We start from the raw sequence: 24,187 nt of genomic DNA on the forward strand, positions 1-24,187 counted from the left end.
CGCGAGACAGGGAAAAGGAATGCGGATCACTACTGCTCAATCCGCACCTTTCATGAAACGTGGTAAACAAGCCGTTAATGTCGCTGAGAATTTTTTAACGCTTATGTTCGAAAGGCCGTTTTTGGCGGCAATTGCCGTTGAATTCGCTACATTGAGCGGCCCCGCGCCGCGCTCAGGCGGGCCGGGGATATTGCAGCTCGATCTTCACGCCCTCTGGGCCATAGACGAAGACCTGGCCGAGATCGGTATCGGGAATATCGTAATATTCGTAGCGATAGCCGCTGGCCTTGATGCGTTCCAGCGCCGGCCCGAATTCGTAAAGGCTGAAGGCGACATGGTTGAAGATGCCGGGCGGAAAATCGGTGCTGCGCGATGTCAGGCTGAGATGGATGACGGGGCGTTCGTCCAGATAGAGCCAGTGGCCGCGTGACGCGAAGGGTGGCCGATAGCCTTCCTTGACGCCGAGCAGGGTCTCCAGAAAGCTGATCATGACAGGCGCGTCGCGCGTCTCAATGGTTACGTGATCCAGTCGCGGCATCGGGTTCCTCCCAGCCAGCTCCGACGATGCGAGCCTAGCCTTTTCGAGTTCACTGCGAAAGCCGTTTAATCAGCGCTGTACTACCTCCGGCCGCAATTTCAGTGCGGTTGCGCCGCATCGATCGAATAGGCGCTGATGCGCGAGAGATGGATGAAGGAAAGGCCGGTCTCCTCGGCCCATTCATTGAAGGCCTGCTGGATCAGCTGCTGGTCCTTTTTCGCCGTGCCGGAGGAGGAGAGCGGCACGCCGGCCGATCTCAAACAGGCAAGCACGTCGACGGTAGCGACGAAGCTGTCGCGGCCGATGCCGCGCAGGAAATATTGTCCGGTCATGCCGCCGAGCCGGCTGCCGCGTTTGCTCAGCAGGTCGAGAAGGCCGATCTGGTCCTCCCTCGGCCAATCGGCGAAGAAGGCGCCGGCGCTGCCATATTCTTTCGCCAACTCCCGGATGAAGGCGGCATTGGCCCGCACCGACATGATCTTCGCGCCGTTGCGGATGATCCGCTCATCCGATGTCAGGTCATGCCAGTAATCATCAGGTTCGATGTTCAGCATGGCCGGATCGAAACCGGAAAACGCCGCCTCGAAGCCGGGCCACTTGTTGTCGATCACCTTCTGGACGAAGCCGCTGTAGAAAATGCGCCGCGTCATATCCGCGAGAATGCGGTCGTCGGCCATGGCGCGCAGCCGGTCGTGGTCCGGCTGGTGCTTATCGAGCATTGCCTGCAGCGCGGCTGCTCCGCCTTTTCGTTCTTCCGCACGCTGCCTTATCGTCTCGAAACTGATCATGCCGGCGGCCTCCTGAAGCATCGCAGCCATTGCGGGTTGAAAGACGCTCGCCCTTATACGCAGGTCTGTATTGGAAGGGGAGATGGCGTCCCCTCAGGCTGATGCCAAACCGTTGCAAAACCCACGACGTCATCCTCGGCCTTGTGCCGAGGATCTGCGAAGGTCGATTAAGTAGCTGAAAATAAACATTTTCCTGCCAAGGAATTGCAGTGGTTAGATGCTCGGCACAAGGCCGAGCATGACGGAGGAGGCTTGGTCAACAAACTGAAGAGATGACATCTTCTCCCGATGTTTCATGCTCGTGGATTCGTGCCGTGGAATTTTTTCACGAAAAGGCGGCCAAGGTGCAAAATTTGACGTTTACGCAAACGTCAATATTTTGTAAGACAGTGCCCAAGGCCGGCGCGACCCGGTCAGTCGAATGGAGGAATTCGCAAGATGCCAGTCTACAAGGCCCCGGTAAACGATACGCTCTTCGTCCTGAACGACGTGCTGGGCCTCGAACGCTACAACAATCTTCCCGGTTTTGCCGATGCGACGCCCGATATGATCGAAGCGATCCTTGGGGAAGCGGCGAAGGTTGCCGAAGAGGCTCTCTTTCCGGTGAACTATTCCGGCGATCAGGAAGGCTGCGCGCGCCATGACGATGCGAGCGTCTCGACGCCGAAGGGCTTCAAGGAGGCTTACAAGTCCTATCGCGAAGGCGGCTGGATCGGCCTTGCGGTGCCCGAGGAATTCGGCGGGCAGGGGCTTCCCTACACGCTGCATGCCGCCGTTGGCGAATATACCTCCGCCGCCAATATGTCGCTGATGATGTATCCGGGCCTGACGCAGGGCGCGATCGCCGCGATCCTCGTCCACGGCACGCAGGAGCAGAAGGAGACTTACCTGCCGAAGATGGTCGACGGCTCCTGGTCCGGCACCATGAACCTGACCGAGCCGCACTGCGGCACCGATCTCGGCATGCTGCGCACCAAGGCGGTGCCGCAGGCTGACGGCAGCTACAAAATATCCGGCCAGAAGATCTTCATCTCCGCCGGTGAGCACGACCTGACCGACAACATCGTCCATCTGGTGCTGGCCCGCATCGAAGGCGCACCCGACGGCACCAAGGGCATCTCGCTCTTCATCGTCCCGAAATTCCTCGTCGGCAAAGACGGTGCTCTTGGCGACCGCAACGCCGTCTCCTGCGGCGCGATCGAGCATAAGATGGGCATCCACGGCAACGCCACCTGCGTCATGAATTACGACGAAGCGACAGGTTTCCTCATCGGCGCCGAAAACCGCGGCCTCAACGCCATGTTCGTGATGATGAACGAGGCCCGGCTCATGGTCGGCCTGCAGGGCATCGGCATTTCCGAGATCGCCTACCAGAATGCCGCGAGCTATGCCCGCGACCGCATCCAGGGCCGCGCGCTCTCCGGCGTCAAGGCGCCGGATAAGAAGGCCGATCCGATCATCGTCCATCCCGATATCCGCCGGGCGCTGATGACCATCCGCGCCTTCAACGAGGCCGGCCGCGCCTTCCTGCTCTGGACTGCGCTGAAGTCCGATATCGCCCACCGCGCCACCGACGAGAAGGAGCGCCAGACCGCCGACGACATTCTCGGCCTCGTCACTCCGATCCTCAAGGGCGTGATGACCGACAAGGGCTTCGATCACGCCGTCATGGCCCAGCAGGTCTTCGGCGGCCACGGCTATATCGAAGAGCACGGCATGAGCCAGTATGTGCGCGATGCCCGCATCGCGATGATCTACGAAGGCGCCAACGGCATCCAGGCGCTCGATCTCGTCGGCCGCAAGCTCGCCCAGAACGGCGGCCGCGCCGCCATGGCCCTCTTCAAGGAGATCGGCGACTTCTGCGAAGAGAATCGCAGCGACGAGAAACTCTCCTTCTTCACCAAGCATCTGAAGAAGGGCTTGAACGACGTCCAGGGCGCGACCATGTGGTTCATGCAGAACGCCATGGCCAAGCCCGACAATGCCGGCGCCGGCTCGACCGACTACATGCATCTCTTCGGCCTCGTCGTTCTCGGCTATATGTGGGCGAAGATGGCGAAGGCCGCCGAGGACGGCCTTGCATCGGGCGGGGGAGACCGCGAGGATTACCTGAAGAACAAGCTGATCACTGCCCGCTTCTTCATGGAGCGCATCATGCCGGAAACGGCGTTGCGCAAGGCCCGGATCGAAACCGGCGCCGACACGATGATGGCGCTGGCCGCGGAAGCGTTTTGAGTTGAATGGACTCCCTCCCCTTGTGGGGAGGGTTGGGGAGGGGCTTCTCTCCTCCTTCCAAGATTCGAGGCAAGATAGATTGCCGCCAGGGAGATGAGACAATGACCGAGGTTTTCATTTACGATCACGTCCGCACGCCGCGCGGCCGCGGCAAGAAGGACGGCGCCCTGCATGAGGTGCCCTCCGTCCGCCTCGCGGCCAAGGCGCTGGAAGCGATCCGCGACCGCAACGGGCTCGACACGACAACCGTCGACGACATCATCATGGGCTGCGTCGATCCGGTCATGGATGCCGGCGCCGTCATCCCGAAGGCCGCCGCCTTCGAAGCCGGTTATTCCACCAGGGCGCCCGGCATGCAGATCTCCCGCTTCTGCGCCTCCGGCCTCGATGCCGTCAATTTCGGCGCCGGCAAGATCGCCCAAGGCGCCGACGATATCGTCATCGCGGGCGGTGTGGAAAGCATGTCGCGCGTCGGCCTCGGCATGTCCGGCGGCGCCTGGTTCATGGACCCCTCGGTGAATTTCCCGGCCTTTTTCATGCCGCAGGGCGTCTCGGCCGATCTCATCGCCACCAAATACGGTTTCAGCCGAACCGATGTCGACGCTTATGCCGTCGAGAGCCAGAGGCGGGCCGCCCATGCCTGGGAACAGGGCTGGTTCGACAAGTCGGTCGTCCCGGTCAAGGATCAGAACGGCCTGACCATCCTGGATAAGGACGAGCATATGCGCCCCGGCACCGATATGCAGGCGCTCGCTTCGCTCAATCCTTCTTTCCAGATGCCCGGCGAGATGGGCGGCTTCGAGGCTGTCGGCATCCAGGCCCATCCCGAGATCGAACGGATCAACTATGTCCACCATGCCGGCAACTCTTCCGGCATCGTCGACGGCGCCGGCGTCGTCCTGCTCGGCTCGAAAGCCGGCGGTGAAAGCATGGGGATCAAGCCGCGTGCCCTCATCAAGGCTTTCGCCAATATCGGCTCCGATCCGGCCCTGATGCTGACCGGGCCTGTCGACGTCACCGAGAAGCTGTTGAAGCGGACGGGCATGAGCCTGTCGGACATCGACCTCTTCGAGTTGAACGAGGCCTTTGCAGCCGTGGTGCTGCGCTACATGCAGGCCTTCGACATCGGCCACGACAGGATCAACGTCAACGGCGGCGCCATCGCCATGGGCCACCCGCTCGGCGCCACCGGCGCCATGATCCTCGGCACCGTGCTGGACGAGCTTGAACGCCGCGACCTCAACACCGCGCTGGTGACGCTTTGTATCGGCGCCGGCATGGGCACGGCAACGGTTATCGAACGCGTTTGACGGGATCTGAACCCTCCCCTTGTGGGAAGGGGCTTCACCGCAGAGAATTCAGGGAGAGGAATTCCCAATGAGCACCTACATCAACTTCACGCTCGAAATCGACGCCGACGGCATCGCTCTCGTCACCTGGGACATGCCCGGCAAATCGATGAACGTTTTTACCGCCGAGGTGATGGAAGAACTCAACGCCATCATCGATGCGACCACTGCTGACGCCGCCGTCAAGGGCGTCGTCTTCACATCGGGCAAATCCTCCTTCTCCGGCGGCGCCGATCTTTCGATGATCAAGTCGATGTTCAGCGCCTACCAGGAGGAGAAGGCCAAGAGCCCGGAAGCAGCAGTGCAGACGCTCTTCGGTCTGGTCGGCCGCATGTCCGGCCTGTTCCGCAAGCTGGAAACCTCCGGCAAGCCCTGGGTGTCAGCGATCAACGGCACCTGCATGGGCGGCGCTTTCGAACTGTCGCTTGCCTGCCATGGCCGCGTCGCCTCTAATGCCAAGAGCGTCAAGATCGCGCTGCCGGAAGTCAAGGTCGGCATCTTCCCCGGCGCTGGCGGCACCCAGCGCGTGTCGCGCCTCGCCAACGCCCAGGACGCGCTGCAGATGATGACGACGGGCCAGTCGCTGAGCGGCTCGCGCGCCAAGGCGATGAATCTCGTGCATCAGGTGGTCGAACCGGATCAGCTGATCCCCGCCGCCAAGCAGATGATCAAGGACGGTCTGAAGCCGGTTGCCCCCTGGGACGAGAAGGGCTTCAAGCTGCCGGGCGGCGGCATCTGGACGCCGGCCTCTGCGCAGCTCTGGCCGGCCGCGCCGGCGATCCTGCGCCGCGAGACGTCGGGCAATTATCCGGCCGCACTCGCCATCCTGAAATGCGTCTATGAAGGCCTGCAGGTGCCGTTCGATACGGGCCTGAAGATCGAGCAGCGTTATTTCACCGAGGTGCTGCAGACCCGCGAAGCCTTCTCGATGATCCGTTCGCTGTTCATCTCCATGCAGGAGCTCGGCAAGGGCGCCCGCCGCCCAGCCGGCATTCCCAAGACTGAACTAAAGCATGTCGGCGTCGTCGGCGCCGGTTTCATGGGCGCCTCGATCGCCTATGTCACGGCCGCCGCCGGTCTGGCGGTGACGCTGATCGACCGCGATATGGAGGCTGCCGCCAAGGGCAAGGCCGTCTGCGAAGGTCTCGTCAAGGATTCTGTCGGTAAGGGACGTCTGACGCAGGACGAGGCAGCCGCCCTTCTCTCCCGCATCACGCCTTCGGCCGAATATGCCGATCTCGCCACTGCCGATCTCGTCATCGAGGCGGTGTTCGAGGATCGCGAGGTGAAGAAGGCTGTCATCGAGGCGGTCGAAGCGGTGCTGCCCGAAGGCGCGATCTTCGCCTCCAACACCTCGACCCTGCCGATCACGGGCCTCGCGAAGAATTCGAAGCGCCCCGCCGATTTCATCGGCATCCACTTCTTCTCGCCCGTCGAGAAGATGATGCTGACCGAGGTCATCCTCGGAGCGGAAACCGGCGACAGGGCGCTGGCCGTCGCGCTCGATTATGTCGCGACGATCAAGAAGACGCCGATCGTCGTCAACGACACCCGCGGCTTCTTCGTCAACCGCTGCGTGCTGCGCTACATGTCGGAAAGCTACGACATGCTGATCGAGGGCGTGCCGCCCGTCATGATCGAGAATGCCGCCAAGATGGCGGGCATGCCTGTGGGGCCTTTGGCTTTGAACGACGAGGTGGCGATCGACCTCTCGCTCAAGATCCTCAAGGCGACGGTCGCCGATCTCGGCGAGAAGGCCGTCGATCCCAGGCACATGGACCTCATCTCCCGCATGGTCGAAAAGGAAGGCCGCTTCGGCCGCAAGAATTCCAAGGGCTTCTACGATTACCCGCCGAAGCCTGCGAAGAAATCCCTCTGGCCTGACCTGAAGACCCTCTACCCGCAGAAGAAGGCCGATGAGGTCGACGTCGGCGTCCTCAAGCAGCGCTTCCTCGTCACCATCGCGCTGGAAGCCGCCCGCACCGTCGAGGAAGGCATCGTCACCGATCCGCGCGAAGCCGACGTCGGCTCGATCCTCGGCTTCGGCTTTGCGCCCTACACCGGCGGGGCGCTGAGCTATATCGACGGGATGGGCGTGAAGGTTTTCGTAGATCTGGCGGAAAAGTTAGCGGAAGCTTACGGAGAGCATTTCAGGCCGACGCCGCTGTTGAAGGATATGGCTGCCAAGGGCGAGACGTTCTATGGGCGGTTCGATCCCTATACGGAGGCGAAGGCGGCGTAAGCTGCTTTTGCGGTCTTGATCTGAAGGTGGCCTGTTTTAGAAACGGGCTATCTCTAGCGTCGTGCCGTATGGCACCCCCCTCTGTCCTGCCGGCCCCGGGTCGAGCCACGGGTCTCGACCCGGGGCCGGCAGGACAGAGGGGGGTACCTCACGGCACAGCGGTCAAGAGATCACTTCCCGCGGCGAGCACAATCGGAAACATCGCCAGCAATTCAGCCGCGAGCCTCCTCTCCGGCCTCCAACATCCCCATCACCCGCGCCATCACCGCCTGCGCAGCATCAAGTTCCGCCGCCGTAAACGCAGCACCCAGCTCGTTCGCCCATCCCGCCTGCGCCATCTCGATCACCCCAAGCCGCTCCGCCCCTTCCGCCGTCAGCAGCACCAGCTTGGCGCGCTGGTGCTGCGGGTTGTTGGCATAGGCGATCAGTCCTTCGCCCTCCAGCACGTCGGCGAGCCGCTGCACGCCCTGGCGGGCGAGACCGAGGGCGCGGGCGATCTGGGCTACCGACATGTCGCCGCGCCTTGCCGCAGCCAGCACCTGCCAGCGCGCGCTCGTTTGGCCAGCCGGCTTTGCCAGCCGGTCGCCGGCGGCCGTCAGGTGGCCGGCGAGGCGAAGTGCGGTGATCGCGAAGGCGGAAAAGGCGTCACCTTCCATTGTCCGCTCCGGTCGATTTCGTTTGACAACATGTTGTCTATTTTGTATCTCATCCATAGTGACAATATATTGTCATATCCAGGCACACGACGCAACGTCGAAGGAGGAGAGCGCCATGAAGAGGACCTATCGGGGAAGCTGCCATTGCGGCAATGTTCGCTACGAAGTGGACATCGATCTCGAAGAAGGCACCGGCCGCTGCAATTGTTCGATCTGCGCCAAGCGGCGTTATTGGGGCGCCAACGTCAAGCCCGCGGATTTTCGGCTGATGTGCGACGAGGCTGTGATGGCCGATTATCAGTTCAACACCAGAAGCGGTCATCATCGCTTCTGCCGCACCTGCGGCGTACCCGCCTATGGTGACGGTTATGTCGAGGCGATCGGCGGCGCTTATGTCTCGATCAACATCGGCTGCCTCGACGACATCACGCCCGAGGAACTGGCGGCGCTGCCGGTGCGCTACTACGACGGCAGGCATGATGCCTGGTGGAACGAGCCTGAGGTGGTGAGTTATCTCTGAAGCAATTCCACCAAATTACTTAGCGGTTTGTGTCCGGATTGCCAGACGGAAACGCATCATTGTCGGATCGTCCTCCTGCCGCTCGTCCTCCATCCATAACGCAGAAGGAGAGCGGCCGTGAAAGATGAAGCGAATGCCAGGCAAGAGGATGAGGCGACCATCGCCATGCTGATGATGCGGGCCAAGGCGCTGTGCCCTTCGCCATGGATGGCAGCGGCCGCGCACCGCTCGATCTCCAGCCCTGAACTCCTTGGATGTCAGGCAGCATTCTCCGCCGCCTTGCGCCGGCCGGTGCGGATGCTGATCAGGCCGATACCCAGCAACAGCAGGATCGCCGTCGCATAAATATCCGTCGTCACCTGGTAACCGGCGGATTTCGCTAGGAACCCGGCAAGGATCGCCGGCAGGCTGAAGGCGAGGTAGCTCTGCACGTAGAAGGCCGACAGCAGCCCGGCCCGTTCGTCCGCCTTGGCGAGCGGCATGATGGTGCCGATCGAGCCGAGGAAATTGGTGCCGAAACCGGCGCCGGTAAAGATCGTGCCGATCAGCAGCAGCGGCACATTGGCAAGATGCTCGCCGGCAACGACCGTCAGGATGCCGAGCGTTTTCGCCGAGGCGCCGAAGGCGAGATTGGCCGAGGCCGACTTGCCGCGCCTGGCATAGACGGTGATCGCCCCGCTCACCATCAGGGCTGTCACGACGGCCCCGCCCGTCAGCGGCGCGGTGCTGCCGGTCGTGCCGGCGACCAATGAGGGGACCAGCGAAAGATAGAAGCCGGCGAGCGTCCAGTTGGCGATGTTGATCGGTGTTATCAGCGAGAGCGGCCGTTTCGCCTGCGGCGGAACGGAAACCCGCGGCACCAGCGAGCCGAGCGCACCCGGCCGGGTGCCGCCGGTCTCGCGCGTCAGCCAGATCGCCGCCGCCTGCAGCGCGAAGGCGGCGAGTAGCAGCGCGTAGACGAGATGCATCGGGAAGGGGCCGTATTGGATCAGCGCGCTGGTGCCGACCGCGCCCACCGCCATGCCGCAGAGCGGCGCGATCGAATTGACGATCTGCCCCTTCGCCCGGTCGACATCGACGAGCGCTGCGCCAAGCGATGCTCCGGCGATCCCGGTTGCAACACCCTGCACGATCCGCGCCGCGATCAGCCAGCCGGGACCGCTCGCCACCACGAAGAGGCCCATGGCGACGATTTCGAGCACGAGGGCGGTAAAGATCACCGGCTTGCGGCCGAGGTGATCCGAGATCGAGCCGGCGATCAGCAGCGCCGCCAGCAACGCGAAGGCATAGACGGCGAAGATGACGGTGATCAGTACAGGCGAGACGGAGAAGTTCTCCTGATAGATCCGGTAGAGCGGCGTCGGCGCCGCCGAGGCGCCGAAGAAGGTAGCAAGCGTCAGCGCATGGAAACCGATCGAGGGGCGCGGCGCATTCTCTGTGGATTTGGCTGCGGCGAACATATATAAGCCCCTTAAAGCTAAGCCGTTGCGTTAGCTCCATGTAGGGCGGGTGGATCGTAAAGGCAAATTATTTGCGTTTATGCTCCTGTCAAAGATTTTGAATCATCGAAGTCAGGACGAAGGTCGGATTGCAGGCATGGCAGTGAAAGAAAATCTCCGTCCGGGCGGACGAAGCGCCCGGGTTCAGGCGTCGGTGCACAAGGCGGCGCGCGATCTCCTGGCCGAGATGAGCCGCGCCGAGGTGACGATCCCATTGATTGCCGCCAAGGCGGGGGTAACGCCGTCGACCATTTATCGCCGCTGGGGTGACCTGCAGGAGCTTCTGGCCGACGTCGCCGTCGAGCGGTTGCGGCCGGACATGCAGCCGATCGATGCGGGCAGCGGCAAGGCCGACCTCGAAGCCTGGGCGGAGCAATATGCCGAGGAAATGTCCTCGGGGCCGGGCCGTGAGATGATCCGCGACGTGCTGGCGGCGCAGACGGGCGAAAATGCCTGCAAATGCTGCGAATATACGCGTCAGCAGATCGTCGTCATCGCCGAGAGAGCGAATGTTCGCCGCGAGACCTTCCCTGATATCGATCTCGTCATGGATCAGGTGGTAGCACCGATCATGTACCGGATCCTGTTCGGCGACGTGCCCGATTCCGCGCGCGTGCGCGATCTCGTCTCGCGCGTCATCAGCGCGACCGGCTGAGCTCGGCGTCTATTCCGCAGCGGCTCGTTTGAGGCCGGAAATCTGGGTAATAAAGGCGCGCAGAGCCGCCGGCCGCACCGGCTTGTGTTGAACGGCGATGCCGTGTCGCTCCGCCTCGCTGCGTACCTCCGGCGTGCGGTCGGCCGTAACCAGCAAAGCGGGAATATCGGCGCCGAATTGCTGGCGCAGATGCAGGATCGCGGCAATGCCGGTGCCGTCGCCGAGATGATAATCGGCGATGACGAGATCCGGCGGGCCGCTACGGCCGTCGACGGCCATCGCTTCGGCAAGGCAATCCAGCGCTTCCACCTCACAGCCCCAGCCGTTGATCAAAAGCCGCATGCCTTCGAGGATCTTCGGCTCGTTATCGATGCAGAGGATGCGCAGCCCCTTGAGCGGCTGTCCCGGCCGATCGGCAGGGGCGATTGCCGCGGCAGTCTCGGCCGGACGCGAGATGTCGAGAGGCATGGTGATGCGAAATTCAGTGCCCTTGCCATGGGTCGATTGCAGGTCGACCGGATGGTTGAGAACGCGGGCGATGCGGTCGACGATCGAAAGCCCGAGTCCGAGGCCGGAGGCGGTCTTGGCGCCTTCGTCCAGCCGCGCGAATTCCTTGAATACCGTGCGGAATTTCGATGGCGGAATGCCGATGCCGGAATCCATCACCTGGATGATCACCTGGTTGCCGCGCCGCCGCGCGCCGACCAGCACCTTGCCGGTGATCGTGTATTTGATGGCGTTGGAAACGAGGTTCTGCACCAGCCGGCGCAGAAGGTTCGGGTCGGAGCGGACGCGCAGCGAGGTCGGCATGACCACCAGCTTCAGCCGCTTTTCCCGCGCGATCGGCGCAAAATCGGTCTCGATGCGCTCCAGGAGGTCGGAGAGTGCGACGGAGGCGAGCCGCGGCCGCATGGCGCCGGTATCGAGCCTGGAAATATCGAGCACCGCGCCGAGAATGGTCTCGACCGATTCCAGCGCGGAATCGATGTTGCGCACGATTGGGCTGTTGTCGGATTGCGCCATGCGCTCGACCAGCGCTGAGGAATAGAGCCGGGCGGCGTTGAGCGGCTGCAGGATGTCGTGGCCGGCGGCGGCGAAAAAGCGTGTCTTGCCGATGTTCGCCTCGTCTGCGGCCGCGCGCGCCTCGGCCAGTTCGCGGTTGACGCGGGTAAGCTCCGCCGTACGTTCGGCGACGCGCTGCTCCAGCGTCTCATTCGCCTGTTTGAGCGCCTGGTCGGCGTTTACGCGCTGGGTGATATCGGTGAAGGTTGCGACGATGCCCTTGTCCGGCATGGCGTTGGAGCGCACTTCGATGATCCGCTCGCCGCCGCCGAGCACCAGCGAGAAGGGCTTGTCGAGCGTCAGGAAATGCCGCACCGTCTGGCTGAGGTCGCCGGGCGCGATGTCGCCGCGCTGGATGAGCGTCGTGACGATATCCGACAGCGGGAATCCAACCTGGCCGGCGCTCTCCGGCAGATCCAGCAATTGCCGGAAACGCCGGTTCCAGATCGTCAGCCGGTTGGAGCTGTCGAAGACCGCAATGCCCTGGTCCATCTGCGAGAGCGCGGTCTGCAGCATGTCCTGGTTATATTGCAGCGCCTCGCTTGCCTGGTCGAGCAGCCAGGCGGTGTCGGAAGAAGCATCCTCGATCTTCTGCAGGATCAGGGACAACACGAGGCGGGCCGAGGAGGAGCCGATGGCGCTGCCGAGCAGCTGTTCGCTGAAATGAATGAGCGCCATGTCGGCCGGCTGCTCGTCCTCCAGCTTGCGCCCGGAGCTCTGCTCGTAGGTCGTGAACGAGCGCTGCATCCGCTCTTCGCCGAGATAGCGTGAGATCGCCGCCTTGAGGTCGCCGACGCTGATGCGGGTCTTCCAGCCGCGCGTAGCGAATTGCGAGCGTGAATGCCGCTTGACGAAGATGCCGGCCTGGATGCGCTCCAGCGGCTTGGCATTGCGCGTGAGCGAACCGACGACGAAGAAGGCGGTATTGACGAGCAGGCTCATCACGGTCGCATTGACCAGCGGATCGGCGTCGGGCGCGGTGAACAGCGTCGAGCCGGGAAAGATGAAGCCGAGCACGGCGCTCGCCACATGCGAATAATCCGGTCCGCCGAGCGAGGGCAGAAACAGCAGGTAGATCCAGGTGACGAAGCCGGAGGTCAGCCCGAGGATCGCGCCGCGCGCATTCGCCCGCCGCCAGATCAGCCCGCCGAACAGCGCGGGCGCGATCTGCGCGATCGCGGCAAAGGAGAGAAGGCCGATAGAGGCAAGGCCCGCGGTGCTGTCGGTCGAGCGGTAATAGGCATAGCCGAACAGCAGCACGGCGAAGATGGCGCTGCGGCGGATGTTGAGCAGGCTCTTGGCGAAATCGTCGCGCTGGCCGGCGCGGCCGGCGAGTTTGCGCCTGAGGAAAATCGGCATGATGATGTCGTTCGACACCATGATCGACAGCGCCACGGAATCGACGATCACCATCGCGGTGGCAGCCGAGAAGCCGCCGATGAAGATGATCAGCGACACCACCGGCATCTCGCCGGCCAGCGGCAGCGACAGCATGTAGAAATCGGCATTGCCGGCGCCGCCGAAGGTCAGGAGTCCGCCGATCGCCACCGGCAGCACGAAGAGATTGATGGCGACGAGATAGGTGGGAAACAGGAAGCCAGCGAGCTTCAGCTGTTTCGGCGTCCGGTTTTCCACGACGGTTACGTGGAACTGCCGAGGCAGCATGATGATTGCGAAGGCCGACAGGACGATCAGCGTGATCCAGCGGCTGATCGGCGTATGGTAAGCGAGCGCCGACATGACCAGATCGTTTTCGACGGTCTTCTGCCAGAGATCCGTGGGGCCGTCGAAGAGAAACCAGATGACGCAGATGCCGGCCGTCAGGAAGGCGACGAGCTTGACCACGGATTCCATCGACACGGCGAGGATGAGGCCGTCCTGATGTTCCGTCGCGTCCGTATGCCGCGTGCCGAACATGATGGCGAAGCAGGCGAGCACCAGGGTGGCTGCGAGCGGCAGGTCGAGGAAATAGAGATTGCCGCTGCCGATGCCGTAATCGGAGGGGTTGACCATGGCGCCGACGGTGCTCGAGATCGCCTTCAGCTGCAGCGCGATATAGGGAATGGTGCCGATCAGCGAGATCAGCGCGACGATCGTCGCGACCGTCGGGTTCTTGCCGTAGCGCGCGGCGACGAAATCGGCGACCGAGGTGAGCTTCTCCGCTTTGGCGAGCTCGATGATGCGGCGAAGCAGCGGCATGCCGAATGTAAAGACGAGGATGGGGCCGATATAGATGCCGGCGAATTCCAGGCCGCGCTGCGCGGCAAGCCCGACGCTGCCGAAATAGGTCCAGGAGGTGCAGTAGATCGCGAGGCTCAGCGCATAGACGACGGGCCATCCGCCTTCCAGCGCACCTGGGCCGCGGTTCTTGCGGTCGCCATAGCTTGCCACGGCGAAAAGCAGGAGCAGATAGCCGAAGGCAGACGCGAATATGACCCAGCCTGGAAGCATTGACCCTCCGCCGGCGGAAAAGCCGCCGGGACCTCCCGCAACGCTCTCAGCTTAAGTCATTTCAGGCGCGTTGAGAATTCCCGGCCGTCTAGGCCTTAAGTCAAAGACCTCCGCGGCTTCGCCGGACAATTGCGATTTCCGATTGATTAATTGCAATGAAGATGTAGCTAATAAAACCGGTTGCATGTCTTTGAAATGCATCGAAGGGAGACGGATCGGATGCTCAACGAGTTCAAGGCCTTTATCGCCCGCGGCAATGTCATGGATCTTGCAGTCGGCGTCATCATCGGCGGCGCCTTTGGCGGCATCGTCAAATCGCTGGTCGACGACATCATCATGCCTGTTGTCGGCGCCATCTTCGGCGGCTTCGATTTTTCGAATTACTTCCTGCCGCTGTCTTCGGCCGTCAACGCGCCGACGCTCGCCGCCGCCCGCGCCCAGGGCGCCGTTTTCGCCTACGGCAATTTCATCACCGTCCTCATTAATTTCCTGATCCTCGCCTGGATCATCTTCCTGATGGTCAAGGGCGTGAACACGCTGCGCGAACAGGTCGAGCGCAAGGAAAAGACCGCACCGGAAGAGGTTCCGCCGCCGCCGGCAGATGTGGCGCTGCTGATGGAAATCCGCGACCTTCTCGCCAAGCGCCCAACGGTCTGATCCAGTCCTGAGTCCGCCCGCTTCGGCCGGGCTCATTCATCACGAAAATCGATATGCCATCACTCGTTATCATGGGATTTGCGGATGCAAATCCTCTATGAAGGCGGAAACCGGAGATATGCATGTCGATTGTAAGCAGCCTCAGCCCGCGCGCCATGGCGGCGCCCGAAAGCGGGATCGTCGAAGTCGTCAACTATGCCCGTGGCCGTGAAGGCCTGTTGCCGCTCTGGGTGGGGGAAGGCGATCTGCCGACGCCTGATTTCATCAGCAGGGCGGCGATGGATGCGCTGGCCGCCGGTGAGACCTTCTACACCTGGCAGCGCGGCATTCCGGCGCTTCGCCGGGCGCTTTCGGATTATTACCACAGGCATTTCGCCGTCCGCCTGCCGGTCGAGCATTTCTATGTCACCGGTTCCGGCATGCAGGCGATCCAGATCGCCGTGCAGACGCTGACCTCGCCGGGCGACGAATTCGTCTATCTCACTCCCGCATGGCCGAATATCGCCGCCGCGCTCGAGATATCGGGCGCGCGCTCCGTGGGCGTCGAACTGCAGTTCGAAGGCGGCAAATGGGCGGTCGATCTCAACCGCATCGAAGCCGCGATCACTGAAAAGACCAGGGGCCTTTTCATCAACACGCCGTCGAACCCGACTGGCTGGACCGCGACCAGAGAGGATCTCGAAGTCATCCTGGCGCTCGCCCGCAAACATGATCTCTGGATCATGGCGGATGAAATCTACGCGCTTTATTACTTTGCCGGCGGCCGTGCACCCTCCTTTCTCGACGTGATGGAGCCTGACGACAAGATCATCTTCGTCAATTCCTTCTCGAAGAACTGGTCGATGACCGGCTGGCGCGTCGGCTGGATCGTCGCGCCGCCTGCGATGGGGCAGGTGCTCGAAAACCTCATCCAGTATTCGACGTCGGGTGTGGCGCAATTCATGCAGAAGGGCGCCGTCGCAGCCCTCGATCACGGCGATGATTTCGTGCGCGCCAATATCGCCAAGGCGGCGCGCTCCCGCGATATTCTCTGCGATGCGCTTGTTGCCACCAACCGCGTCGAGACGCTGAAGCCCGACGGTGCGCTTTATGCCTTCCTGAAGATCGACGGCGTCACCGACAGCCGCAAGGCAGCGATCGACATTGTCGACAAGACCGGTGTCGGCCTTGCTCCCGGGACGGCCTTTGGCGCCGGCGGCGAGCTCTTCCTGCGCGCCTGTTTCCTGCGCGATCCTGCCCAGGTGGCAATCGCGGCCGAGCGTCTCTGCGACTATATCGCCAAACTCTAAGATTGCGCGCTCCGGGCGATTTCGTGCCGAAATCGCCCGATCGATAAAACTGTAGCAAAGCCTGAAATCGGGCTCTAACCACGACTCCAAACATACCCGTTCAAAGCCGCCCGAACGGCGCTCCGATAAGAAGATTGGAAAGAAAAACCGGCGCCTGATGCCCCCTGCCTATAAAACGAAAGCAGGGATGCGGGACATGGCGGTTTTGGTGACGGGCGGGGCCGGATATATCGGCAGTCACATGGTTTGGTCGTTGCTCGACGCGGGCGAGGATGTGGTCGTGCTCGACTGCCTCTCCACCGGCTTCCGCTGGGCGGTGGCGCCGGCCGCGCGTTTCTATCTCGGCGACGTTGCCGATCCCGACATCCTGAAGAAGATCTTCATCGAAAACGACATCGAGGCGATCATCCATTTCGCCGGCTCCGCCGTCGTGCCGGTCTCGGTCGCCGACCCGCTCTCCTATTACGACAACAACTCCGGCAAGACCCGCGCGCTTCTGAGCTCCGCGATCAAGGCCGGCATCCGCAATTTCGTCTTCTCCTCGACGGCCGCCGTCTACGGTCAGCAGAAGACGGACCTGCCGGTCAAGGAGACCGCCCCCCTCTACCCGGAAAATCCATACGGCCAGTCCAAGCTGATGACCGAGCTGATGCTGCGCGATGCCGCCGCCGCCTATGACTTCAATTATGTCGCCCTTCGCTATTTCAATGTTGCCGGCGCCGACCCGCACCACCGTACCGGCCAGTCGACCTCGGGCGCCACGCACCTCATCAAGGTCGCCTGCGAAGCGGCACTCGGCAAGCGTGACGGCGTCCATGTCTACGGCATCGACTATCCCACCCATGACGGCACCGGCGTGCGCGACTATATCCACGTTACCGATCTTGCCGACGCGCATCTGAAAGCGCTGCAACACCTGCGCAGGGAGAAAGGTCCGCTCGTTGCCAATTGCGGTTATGGCAGCGGCTATTCCGTGCTCGACGTGCTGAACATGGTCACTCGCCTGCACGGCCACTCCTTCAAGATCCACATGGCACCGCGCCGGGCCGGGGATTCGGCAAGCGTCGTCGCGGATGCTTCGCTCGCCAGGCAGGTGCTCGACTGGAGGCCGCACTACGATTCGCTTGAGACCATCGTCCAGAGCTCGCTCGATTGGGAACTGTTCCTGTCGAACAAGAACGTCGACGACCTCCAGAGCATTCACCGGGCACTTGCGGCCGCTTCGTTCTGAGCGACAGGATTAAGGAAACAGCAAGCTTTCTCTGGCTGGCTCTGCCGACGGAAAAGGGAACATGAAGAACTTCCTGGCTGCGCTGCAGCTGCAGAAAGACAATCCGACCTTGCTGACGGCGCAGTTCCAGGCCTTGGCGTCGCAGATTCCCATTCTTTATGTCCTCCTGATCATCAACGCTCTCGCAGTGGCGATCACCCATCTCGAATCCGCCCCGCTCTGGCTTTCGCTCTATATGCCGGTCGGCCTCAGCATCGTCTGCGTCTTCCGTCTCTGCTGGTGGGAGATCAGGGGCAAGAAAGACATATCCGCCGAGCGCGCCTACCGGCTGATGAAGGTCACCATATCGGGCGCCGGCATCCTGACCGTCGCTTTCGGCGGCTGGGCCGTCGCGCTCTACCAGTATGGCGATGCCTCCCAGCAGGGCCAGATCGCCTATTTCCTCGTGGTGACGGGCATTTCCTGCATCTTTTGCCTGATGCATCTGCCGATGGCGGCGACGATAACCACGGTCATCACCTTCTCGGCCATGATTGCCACCTTCATGTTTTCGGGCAATCCCGTTTTCGTGGCGACCGCCGTCAGCGGTCTCTTCCTGACCCTGCCCTTCCTCAGGGTGATCAACAGCTATTTCCAGAATTTCGTCGGTCTGGTGCAGTTGACCGAGGAGCTGAAGCAGAAACAGGCGGAAGCCGAGGAGCTGAACCTCGTCAACAGCCGCAATGCGCTGCAGGACCAACTGACCGGGCTTGCCAATCGCCGCAGCTTCTTTCTCTCGCTGGAAATGCGGTTGCAGAAGAACCCGGCCACGCCACCGGTCATCGGCATTATCGATCTCGACGGCTTCAAACCCGTCAACGACATCTTCGGCCATGCCGCGGGCGATCTCGTGCTCAAGGAGACGGCCCGCCGTTTCACCGCGCTGGTCGGCGAAGAGGGCATCGTTTCCCGCCTCGGCGGCGATGAGTTCGGCATCATCTTCCCCTGCTCGATGACGCGACAGGCGATCGCCGATCTCGGCCAGGCGCTTTGCGCATCCGTCCGCGATCCCTACGAGATCCCCGACGGGTCAGTGCGCGTCTTCGGCTCCTGCGGCATCGTCTATCCCGATGCCGGGACATACACTGCCGAGGATCTGTACGAGAAGGCGGATTTCGCCCTCTATCAGGTCAAGAGCAAGCGCAGCAGCGGCGTCGAATTCTTCTCGGCCGACCACGAAAAGATTCTGACCCAGCGCTACCTGATCGAACTCGAGCTGCAGGCGGGCGACTTTGCCCGGGAATTGAAACTCGATTATCAGCCGATCGTCGACTTGAAGAGCGGCCGCGTCGTCGGTTACGAGGCGCTCGCCCGCTGGGACAGCGCCCGTTTCGGCCGCATCAGCCCGGAAGCCTTCATTCCCGCGGCCGAGCGCACCGCCGTCATCGGAAGGATGACGCGCGTCCTCTTTGCCCAGGCGCTCGAAGCGCTGGCGATCATGCCGAGACATCTCAAGCTATCCTTCAACCTCTCGGCGCGCGACATCTGCGACCACGAGACGTCGATGGCTCTGCTTGCCATGATCACCCGCTCCGGCATCGACCCGAAGCGCATCGAATTCGAGATTACCGAAACGGCGCTGCTTTCCGATTTCGATGCTGCCGACCGGGTGATTTCAATGCTGCGCGCCGCTGGCATCGCGATCGCGCTCGACGATTTCGGCACTGGCTTTTCGAGCCTCAGCCATATCCATCGTCTCGCCTTCGACAAGCTGAAGATCGACAAGAGCTTCGTGATGAATTTCGATCGCGACGCCCGCTGCATGAACATCACCCGCTCGGTCGCCAATCTCTGCCAGAATCTCGGCATCGCCTCCGTCGCCGAAGGCGTCGAAAGCGAAACGATCGCTGAGGGGTTGAAGGCGATGGGTGTTCGGCTGGCGCAGGGCTATTATTTCTCGCGGCCGCTGCCGCTGGAACTTGCCATCGAATACGCCGCCAGATGCGACGGCGCCGCTTCTGCCCGCAATTCGCTTTCCGCCTGACAATCGGTCGCCGCCGGCCGCAAATCGACTGGAGCGATGTTTCATCCTCGTCTATTCCTAGTCTCGAGCCTTTCCTGGTCAGAGTGCTTCAATCTGACCAGAAAAGGCTCCAACAGGGGAGGCGAGGAATGCAGGACGGCGAAGTCATCATCGAGCGGCGGGGCACCGCCGGCATCATTCGGCTCAACCGGCCGCGCGCGCTGAACAGCCTGACGCTGCCGATGATCCGGACGATCACCGAAGCCCTCGAGGCTTTTGCCGGTGACGCCGGGGTGGCGAGCGTCGTGGTGACTGGTGAGGGCGAGCGCGGCTTCTGCGCCGGCGGCGATATCCGCGCCCTGCATGAGAGCGCCCGTGCGGGCGATGATCTGGCGGCAAGCTTCTGGCGCGAGGAATTCCGCCTCAATCACATGATCGCCCACTATCCCAAGCCCTATGTCGCGCTGATGGACGGCATCACCATGGGCGGTGGCGTCGGCCTGTCGTCGCACGGCCGCCACCGCATCGTCACTGAGCACACGCGCCTTGCCATGCCCGAGACCGGCATCGGCTACCTCCCCGATATCGGCGCCACCTGGCTGCTGCCCCGCGCCCCCGGCGAGATCGGAACATGGCTCGGCCTGACCGGGCTCGATATCGGCGCGGCCGACGCGATCCACGCTGGGCTTGCCGACCTCCAGATTGCCTCGTCACGGCTTGGAGAAGTGATCGATGCCCTGTCGGCCTTGCCTCTCGGCAGCGCGCCAGGCGATGTCGACGCCGTCTTGCGGAGGTTTTCCGAGCCTCCGGCAGAAGGCCGGCTGCAGCGCAACGCGGCGACGATCGATCGCGCCTTCCGTTTCGACACGGTCGAGGAGATCTTCTCGGCGCTTTCCGGGGAGAGGGATGAATTCGCCGGCGAGACCCGGCGTGTGCTGCTGACGCGCTCGCCGACCAGCCTGAAGCTCGCTCTCCACCTGCTGAGAGCCGGCCGGCGCAGCGCTTCGCTTGCCGAATGTCTCGGCCGCGAACTCGGCGCCTGCCTGCATATGCTGGATAATCCTGATTTCTTCGAGGGCATCCGCGCCGCCGTGATCGACAAGGACCGCAATCCAAAATGGTCGCCGGCGTCAGTCGAAGCCGTGGAGGCGGCAACGGTCGAGCGCTTCCTGAAACCGGCCGAGCCGCCGCTTTCTCTTTGATGCCATAACCCTTCTCCATCGACGCATGCAGGGACTGCCCGGCGGGCGAGGGCGCCTGCGTCCTCATGTCAGCCGCTTCGCCACCAAATCTCTGCTGCGCCCTGCCGAAACCATAGGCTGCCCTGTCCTAAAGCCTAGCCTTTCCTCTCCCTTGATCCGATCGACCGCCAAACACGCTCCGACATAGTGTCGGCGAGGTGACCCGTAACCGACACCTCTCGATCACGCAAAACAGGAGCGCATCATGTCACAGGCAGAAGCAAGACCTCGTACGACTGGTCAGCAGGAGACAAACAGCACCCGACAGCCCGGCAGGCCGCAGCCCGACGAATTGGTTCCGTCGCGCTACGCGGTGCGGATCGGCGATATCGAGGTTCTGATCGTCAGCGACGGAGTGCTGCCGCTCCCGACCGCGATGCTGGGGCACAATGTCGACGCGGCCGACCGGGCGGTGTGGCTCGACGACATGTTCCTGCCGCAGGACGCTTTGGACTGGGCGCTGAACGTCGTCCTCGTGCGCAGCGGCGGGCAGACCATCCTCATCGATGCCGGACTGGGGTTGGACCCGGACTTGAACCTGCCGCGGGCCGGGCAGCTGATCAGGCGGCTGGAGGCCGCCGGCATCGATCTTGGTTCGGTGACCGACGTGGTGCTGACCCACCTGCACATGGACCACATTGGCGGGTTGCTGGTCGATGGGGTGAAGGACCGGCTGCGTCCGGACCTCAGGATTCATGTGGCAGCGGCCGAGGCGAAATTCTGGGAAGCGCCCGATTTCAGCCACGTCTCGATGCCGCCCGGCTTCCCGGATGCGCTTCGGGCGACCGCAAAGCGGTTCCTGAGCGAGTACGGCCCCCATCTCAGGCTGTTCGATGAGCGGTCCGAGGTGGCGCCAGGGGTGGTTGCCCAACGCACCGGCGGCCACACTCCCGGGCATAGCGTGGTTCGCCTGGCATCCGGCGGCGACAAGCTGACCTTCGCCGGCGACGCCATTTTTGCGGTCGGGTTCGAGCACCCCGACTGGTACAATGGTTTCGAACACTATCCCGAGGAAGCGGCTCGCGTTCGCCTCGATCTTTTGCGGGAGCTGGCGGCGACCGGTGAACAGCTGGTGGCCACTCACCTGCCGTTCCCCTCCGTCGGCCGGGTGGCGGTCGACGGCGAAGTCTTCCGTTGGGTGCCGGTCTTCTGGGACTATTGAGCGCCTGCCAGCTCAGGCCGAACCAAAGCGCGCTGCATGGATTGGAGCCATGCGGCGCGCTTTATCGCCACATCCCACGCATGCGGGCGCCGACATCGATGCGCACCTGCCGCGCCTGCGCCTGAGCGGCGGATTCCGATTTCACCTGCGGCCAGCTGCAGGCCTCGAAGAACTGAAGCAGCGTCGCCGGGATGAAGCGGCTGCGCGAGGCATAGACGTGCCGGTCGCCCTGGGCGTTCTGCCCGTAGGTGAAGAAACGTTGCGGCACCACGAGATCGAGCCCATCTCTCGCCCTCGTCATCGCGACGTAGAGCAGGCGGCGTTCCTCCTCGATTTCGGCAGTGGTGCCGACGGCGAGATCGTTCGGAATGCAGCCGTCGACGACATTCAGCATGAAGACCCTGGTCCATTCCTGGCCCTTGGCCGAATGGATTGTGGAAAGGATGAGATAGTCCTCATCGAGCAGCGGCACGCCCGCCTGATCGCTCGTCGCATCCGGCGGATCGAGCGTGAGTTCGGTAAGGAAACGCTCACGCGAGGCATAACCGCCGGCGATCTGCTCGAGCTGCAACAAATCGGCCTGCCGCGTTGCAGCATCCTCGTGAAGGCGTTCCAGATGCGGCGCGTACCATTGCCGCGCCAGCTCGATTTCCGCCGGCCAGCCGGCCTTGCCGGATTTCATCTCCTGCAGCATCGAAACGAAGGCGGTCCAATCCTCGCCGGAACGCGGCGGTGCCGGCATGGCGGCAAGAGCCGACAGCGGGCTTGCATCCTCGGCCATCAGGTCGAGCGCCTTCTGCGCCGTCGACGGCCCGACGCCCGGCAGGATCTGCATCAGCCGGAAGCCCGCCACCCGGTCGCGCGGGTTCTGCGCGAAACGAAGGGCGGCCAGCATGTCCTTGACATGCGCGCTGTCGAGAAATTTCAACCCGCCGAACTTGACGAAGGGAATGTTGCGCCGGGTCAATTCGACCTCCAGCGGCCCGCTGTGGTGAGAAGCCCGGAACAACACGGCCTGCTGCTTCAGCTTGAGGCCTTCCTCGCGATTGTCGAGCACCTTGTCGGCGACATAGCGCGCCTGCTCGGCTTCATCCCGCACGGTGACGAGGCGTGGCCGCTCGGATGATTGCCGCTCGGTCCAGAGGTTCTTGGTGAAGCGCTCCGAGGCGAGATCGATGACGGCGTTGGCCGCCGCCAGGATCGGCTGCGTCGAGCGGTAGTTGCGGTCGAGCGTGACGATATTGGCCGCCGGGCTGAAGGCGGCGGGAAAATCGAGGATATTGCGCACCGTCGCGGCACGGAAGGAATAGATCGACTGCGCGTCGTCGCCGACGACGGTCAAGCCCCGGCCCTCCGGTTTCAGCGCCAGCAGGATCGAGGCCTGCAGCCGGTTGGTATCCTGATATTCGTCGACGAGCACATGGTCGAAACGGCTGCCGATGTCCTCGGCGATTACGCTCTCGCCGACCATCTGCGCCCAGTAGAGCAGCAGGTCGTCGTAATCGAGCACGTTCTGAGCCTGCTTCGCCTCGACATATCTAGCGAAAAGCTCGCGCAGCTGTTTCTCCCAGGCCGCGCACCAGGGAAAGGCATCGCGCAGCACGAGGTCGAGCGCGGTTTCCGAATTCACCGCCCTGGAATAAATGGCAAGGCAGGTGCCTTTGGCCGGAAAGCGGTTTTCCGTCTTCGAGAAGCCGAGGTCGTGCCGGATGAGGTTCATCAGGTCGGCGCTGTCTTCGCGATCGTGGATGGTGAAATCGGCATCTAGGCCAATCTGTTGCGCATAATCGCGCAGCAGCCGCGCGCCGATCCCGTGAAAGGTGCCGGACCAGGATAACGCATCCGCCATGACGCCGGCATTCGAACCCAGCACGTCGCGGCAGATGCGCTCGACGCGCCGCGCCATCTCGGCCGCCGCCCGGCGCGAGAAGGTCATCAGCAGGATACGGCGGGGGTCGGCGCCCTTGACGATCAGATGGGCGACCCGATGCGCCAGCGTATTCGTCTTGCCGGAGCCTGCGCCGGCGATGACCAGCAGCGGCCCGGCAATATGGATGCCGTCGGTGAGCGTGCCGTGTTCCACGGCCATGCGCTGCTGGGGATTGAGCTTTTCGAGGTACATCCAGCCGTCCGGTCGGGCTCCCGCAGAATCACTGGGGAAAGATTAGATGTTCCTTGAATGTTCGCGATTGCCGCCTCTGTCAAGCGGCGCGACGACCTCAATCGGGGAAATCCGGGCCGATCACGCGCCGCACCAGTTTCAGGCTGCGATCCGGCTGGAGGATATAGGTTTCTTCCACCCGCTGGCCCGTCCCGTTGTAGAATTGGTGATGGACGGCGCTGCCGACCGGCGACTTGGTGAGCTTCGTCCGCGGCTGGCCGCCATAGGTGATGCTGCCGGGAATGGGGTCGAGCGGCGGCGTATCGGCCGAGGAGCAGCCGGCCAGCAATGCTCCGGCAAACAATGCCCCAGAGAAGCGGGCGGGCAGAAGCGCTTTCATCGTCGTCATCCCTCTTCGATTGCTACAAATATGGAAACTGCCGCGGCTCCCGCCAAGGGCCGCAGCATTGCTGTCTGCGGCTATATCGCTCGCGCGCCGGAGAAGGGAA

Annotated in this window: 18 protein-coding genes; 11 read left to right on the forward strand and 7 right to left on the reverse strand. The window is 62.9% G+C overall.

The features are described from left to right. Positions 1 to 172 precede the first annotated feature (172 nt). Positions 173 to 538 (reverse strand): VOC family protein, encoded by a 366-nt coding sequence (locus ATY78_RS00240; RefSeq protein ID WP_088680358.1) that lies wholly within the window; start codon positions 536 to 538, stop codon positions 173 to 175. A 98-nt stretch (positions 539 to 636) separates the two neighbouring features. Next, on the reverse strand, positions 637 to 1,326 hold the full coding sequence (locus tag ATY78_RS00245) for a DNA-3-methyladenine glycosylase I (protein ID WP_088680807.1): 690 nt from the start codon (positions 1,324 to 1,326) through the stop codon (positions 637 to 639). Positions 1,327 to 1,764: 438 nt separating this feature from the next. Here ATY78_RS00245 and ATY78_RS00250 point away from each other — a divergent pair, with 438 nt between their 5' ends. From ATY78_RS00250 to ATY78_RS00260, 3 genes are all read left to right on the forward strand, one after another. Beyond that, a complete protein-coding gene (locus ATY78_RS00250) occupies positions 1,765 to 3,561 on the forward strand; it encodes an acyl-CoA dehydrogenase C-terminal domain-containing protein (protein ID WP_088680359.1) in 1,797 nt (598 codons plus the stop codon). Between the two features lie 101 nt (positions 3,562 to 3,662). Continuing rightward, on the forward strand, positions 3,663 to 4,871 hold the full coding sequence (locus tag ATY78_RS00255) for an acetyl-CoA C-acetyltransferase (protein WP_088680360.1): 1,209 nt from the start codon (positions 3,663 to 3,665) through the stop codon (positions 4,869 to 4,871). 67 nt (positions 4,872 to 4,938) lie between these two features. Further along, positions 4,939 to 7,152: an FAD-dependent oxidoreductase gene (locus ATY78_RS00260; RefSeq protein WP_088680361.1), complete on the forward strand. Its 2,214-nt coding sequence runs from the start codon at positions 4,939 to 4,941 to the stop codon at positions 7,150 to 7,152. 212 nt (positions 7,153 to 7,364) lie between these two features. Here the strand turns inward: ATY78_RS00260 and ATY78_RS00265 are convergent, their stop codons facing one another. Beyond that, a complete protein-coding gene (locus ATY78_RS00265) occupies positions 7,365 to 7,865 on the reverse strand; it encodes a MarR family winged helix-turn-helix transcriptional regulator (protein ID WP_088680362.1) in 501 nt (166 codons plus the stop codon). 58 nt (positions 7,866 to 7,923) lie between these two features. On the opposite strand from ATY78_RS00265, the gene ATY78_RS00270 reads away from it, so the two are divergent. After that, on the forward strand, positions 7,924 to 8,328 hold the full coding sequence (locus ATY78_RS00270) for a GFA family protein (protein WP_088680363.1): 405 nt from the start codon (positions 7,924 to 7,926) through the stop codon (positions 8,326 to 8,328). 257 nt (positions 8,329 to 8,585) lie between these two features. Here the strand turns inward: ATY78_RS00270 and ATY78_RS00275 are convergent, their stop codons facing one another. Further along, positions 8,586 to 9,788, reverse strand: coding sequence for an MFS transporter (locus ATY78_RS00275; protein ID WP_088680364.1), 1,203 nt, complete (start codon positions 9,786 to 9,788; stop codon positions 8,586 to 8,588). Positions 9,789 to 9,924: 136 nt separating this feature from the next. On the opposite strand from ATY78_RS00275, the gene ATY78_RS00280 reads away from it, so the two are divergent. Then, positions 9,925 to 10,482 (forward strand): TetR/AcrR family transcriptional regulator, encoded by a 558-nt coding sequence (locus ATY78_RS00280; protein WP_088680365.1) that lies wholly within the window; start codon positions 9,925 to 9,927, stop codon positions 10,480 to 10,482. A gap of 9 nt (positions 10,483 to 10,491) precedes the next feature. Here ATY78_RS00280 and ATY78_RS00285 read toward each other — a convergent pair whose 3' ends face one another. Further along, a complete protein-coding gene (locus ATY78_RS00285) occupies positions 10,492 to 13,995 on the reverse strand; it encodes a hybrid sensor histidine kinase/response regulator (protein WP_088680366.1) in 3,504 nt (1,167 codons plus the stop codon). A 219-nt stretch (positions 13,996 to 14,214) separates the two neighbouring features. Here ATY78_RS00285 and mscL point away from each other — a divergent pair, with 219 nt between their 5' ends. The 6 genes from mscL to ATY78_RS00315 all read left to right on the forward strand — a co-directional run bounded on the left by mscL (position 14,215) and on the right by ATY78_RS00315 (position 21,577). Next, positions 14,215 to 14,652, forward strand: coding sequence for a large conductance mechanosensitive channel protein MscL (mscL, locus tag ATY78_RS00290; RefSeq protein ID WP_088680367.1), 438 nt, complete (start codon positions 14,215 to 14,217; stop codon positions 14,650 to 14,652). Positions 14,653 to 14,774: 122 nt separating this feature from the next. After that, positions 14,775 to 15,941, forward strand: a complete 1,167-nt coding sequence (locus tag ATY78_RS00295) for a pyridoxal phosphate-dependent aminotransferase (protein WP_088680368.1) — start codon at positions 14,775 to 14,777, stop codon at positions 15,939 to 15,941. Between the two features lie 196 nt (positions 15,942 to 16,137). After that, positions 16,138 to 17,172: a UDP-glucose 4-epimerase GalE gene (gene galE / locus ATY78_RS00300; RefSeq protein WP_088680808.1), complete on the forward strand. Its 1,035-nt coding sequence runs from the start codon at positions 16,138 to 16,140 to the stop codon at positions 17,170 to 17,172. Positions 17,173 to 17,233: 61 nt separating this feature from the next. Then, positions 17,234 to 19,195: an EAL domain-containing protein gene (locus tag ATY78_RS00305; protein WP_088680369.1), complete on the forward strand. Its 1,962-nt coding sequence runs from the start codon at positions 17,234 to 17,236 to the stop codon at positions 19,193 to 19,195. A gap of 128 nt (positions 19,196 to 19,323) precedes the next feature. Then, positions 19,324 to 20,376: an enoyl-CoA hydratase/isomerase family protein gene (locus ATY78_RS00310; protein WP_088680370.1), complete on the forward strand. Its 1,053-nt coding sequence runs from the start codon at positions 19,324 to 19,326 to the stop codon at positions 20,374 to 20,376. A 244-nt stretch (positions 20,377 to 20,620) separates the two neighbouring features. Continuing rightward, positions 20,621 to 21,577, forward strand: coding sequence for an MBL fold metallo-hydrolase (locus tag ATY78_RS00315; RefSeq protein ID WP_088680371.1), 957 nt, complete (start codon positions 20,621 to 20,623; stop codon positions 21,575 to 21,577). Between the two features lie 61 nt (positions 21,578 to 21,638). Here ATY78_RS00315 and ATY78_RS00320 read toward each other — a convergent pair whose 3' ends face one another. Both ATY78_RS00320 and ATY78_RS00325 read right to left on the reverse strand, forming a co-directional pair. Beyond that, positions 21,639 to 23,699 (reverse strand): ATP-dependent helicase, encoded by a 2,061-nt coding sequence (locus ATY78_RS00320; protein WP_088680372.1) that lies wholly within the window; start codon positions 23,697 to 23,699, stop codon positions 21,639 to 21,641. Between the two features lie 97 nt (positions 23,700 to 23,796). After that, on the reverse strand, positions 23,797 to 24,078 hold the full coding sequence (locus tag ATY78_RS00325) for a hypothetical protein (protein WP_088680809.1): 282 nt from the start codon (positions 24,076 to 24,078) through the stop codon (positions 23,797 to 23,799). Between the last annotated feature and the right edge of the window lie 109 nt (positions 24,079 to 24,187).

The sequence above is a fragment of the Rhizobium sp. R635 genome (assembly GCF_002211285.1).
Classification (GTDB): Bacteria; Pseudomonadota; Alphaproteobacteria; order Rhizobiales; family Rhizobiaceae; genus Rhizobium.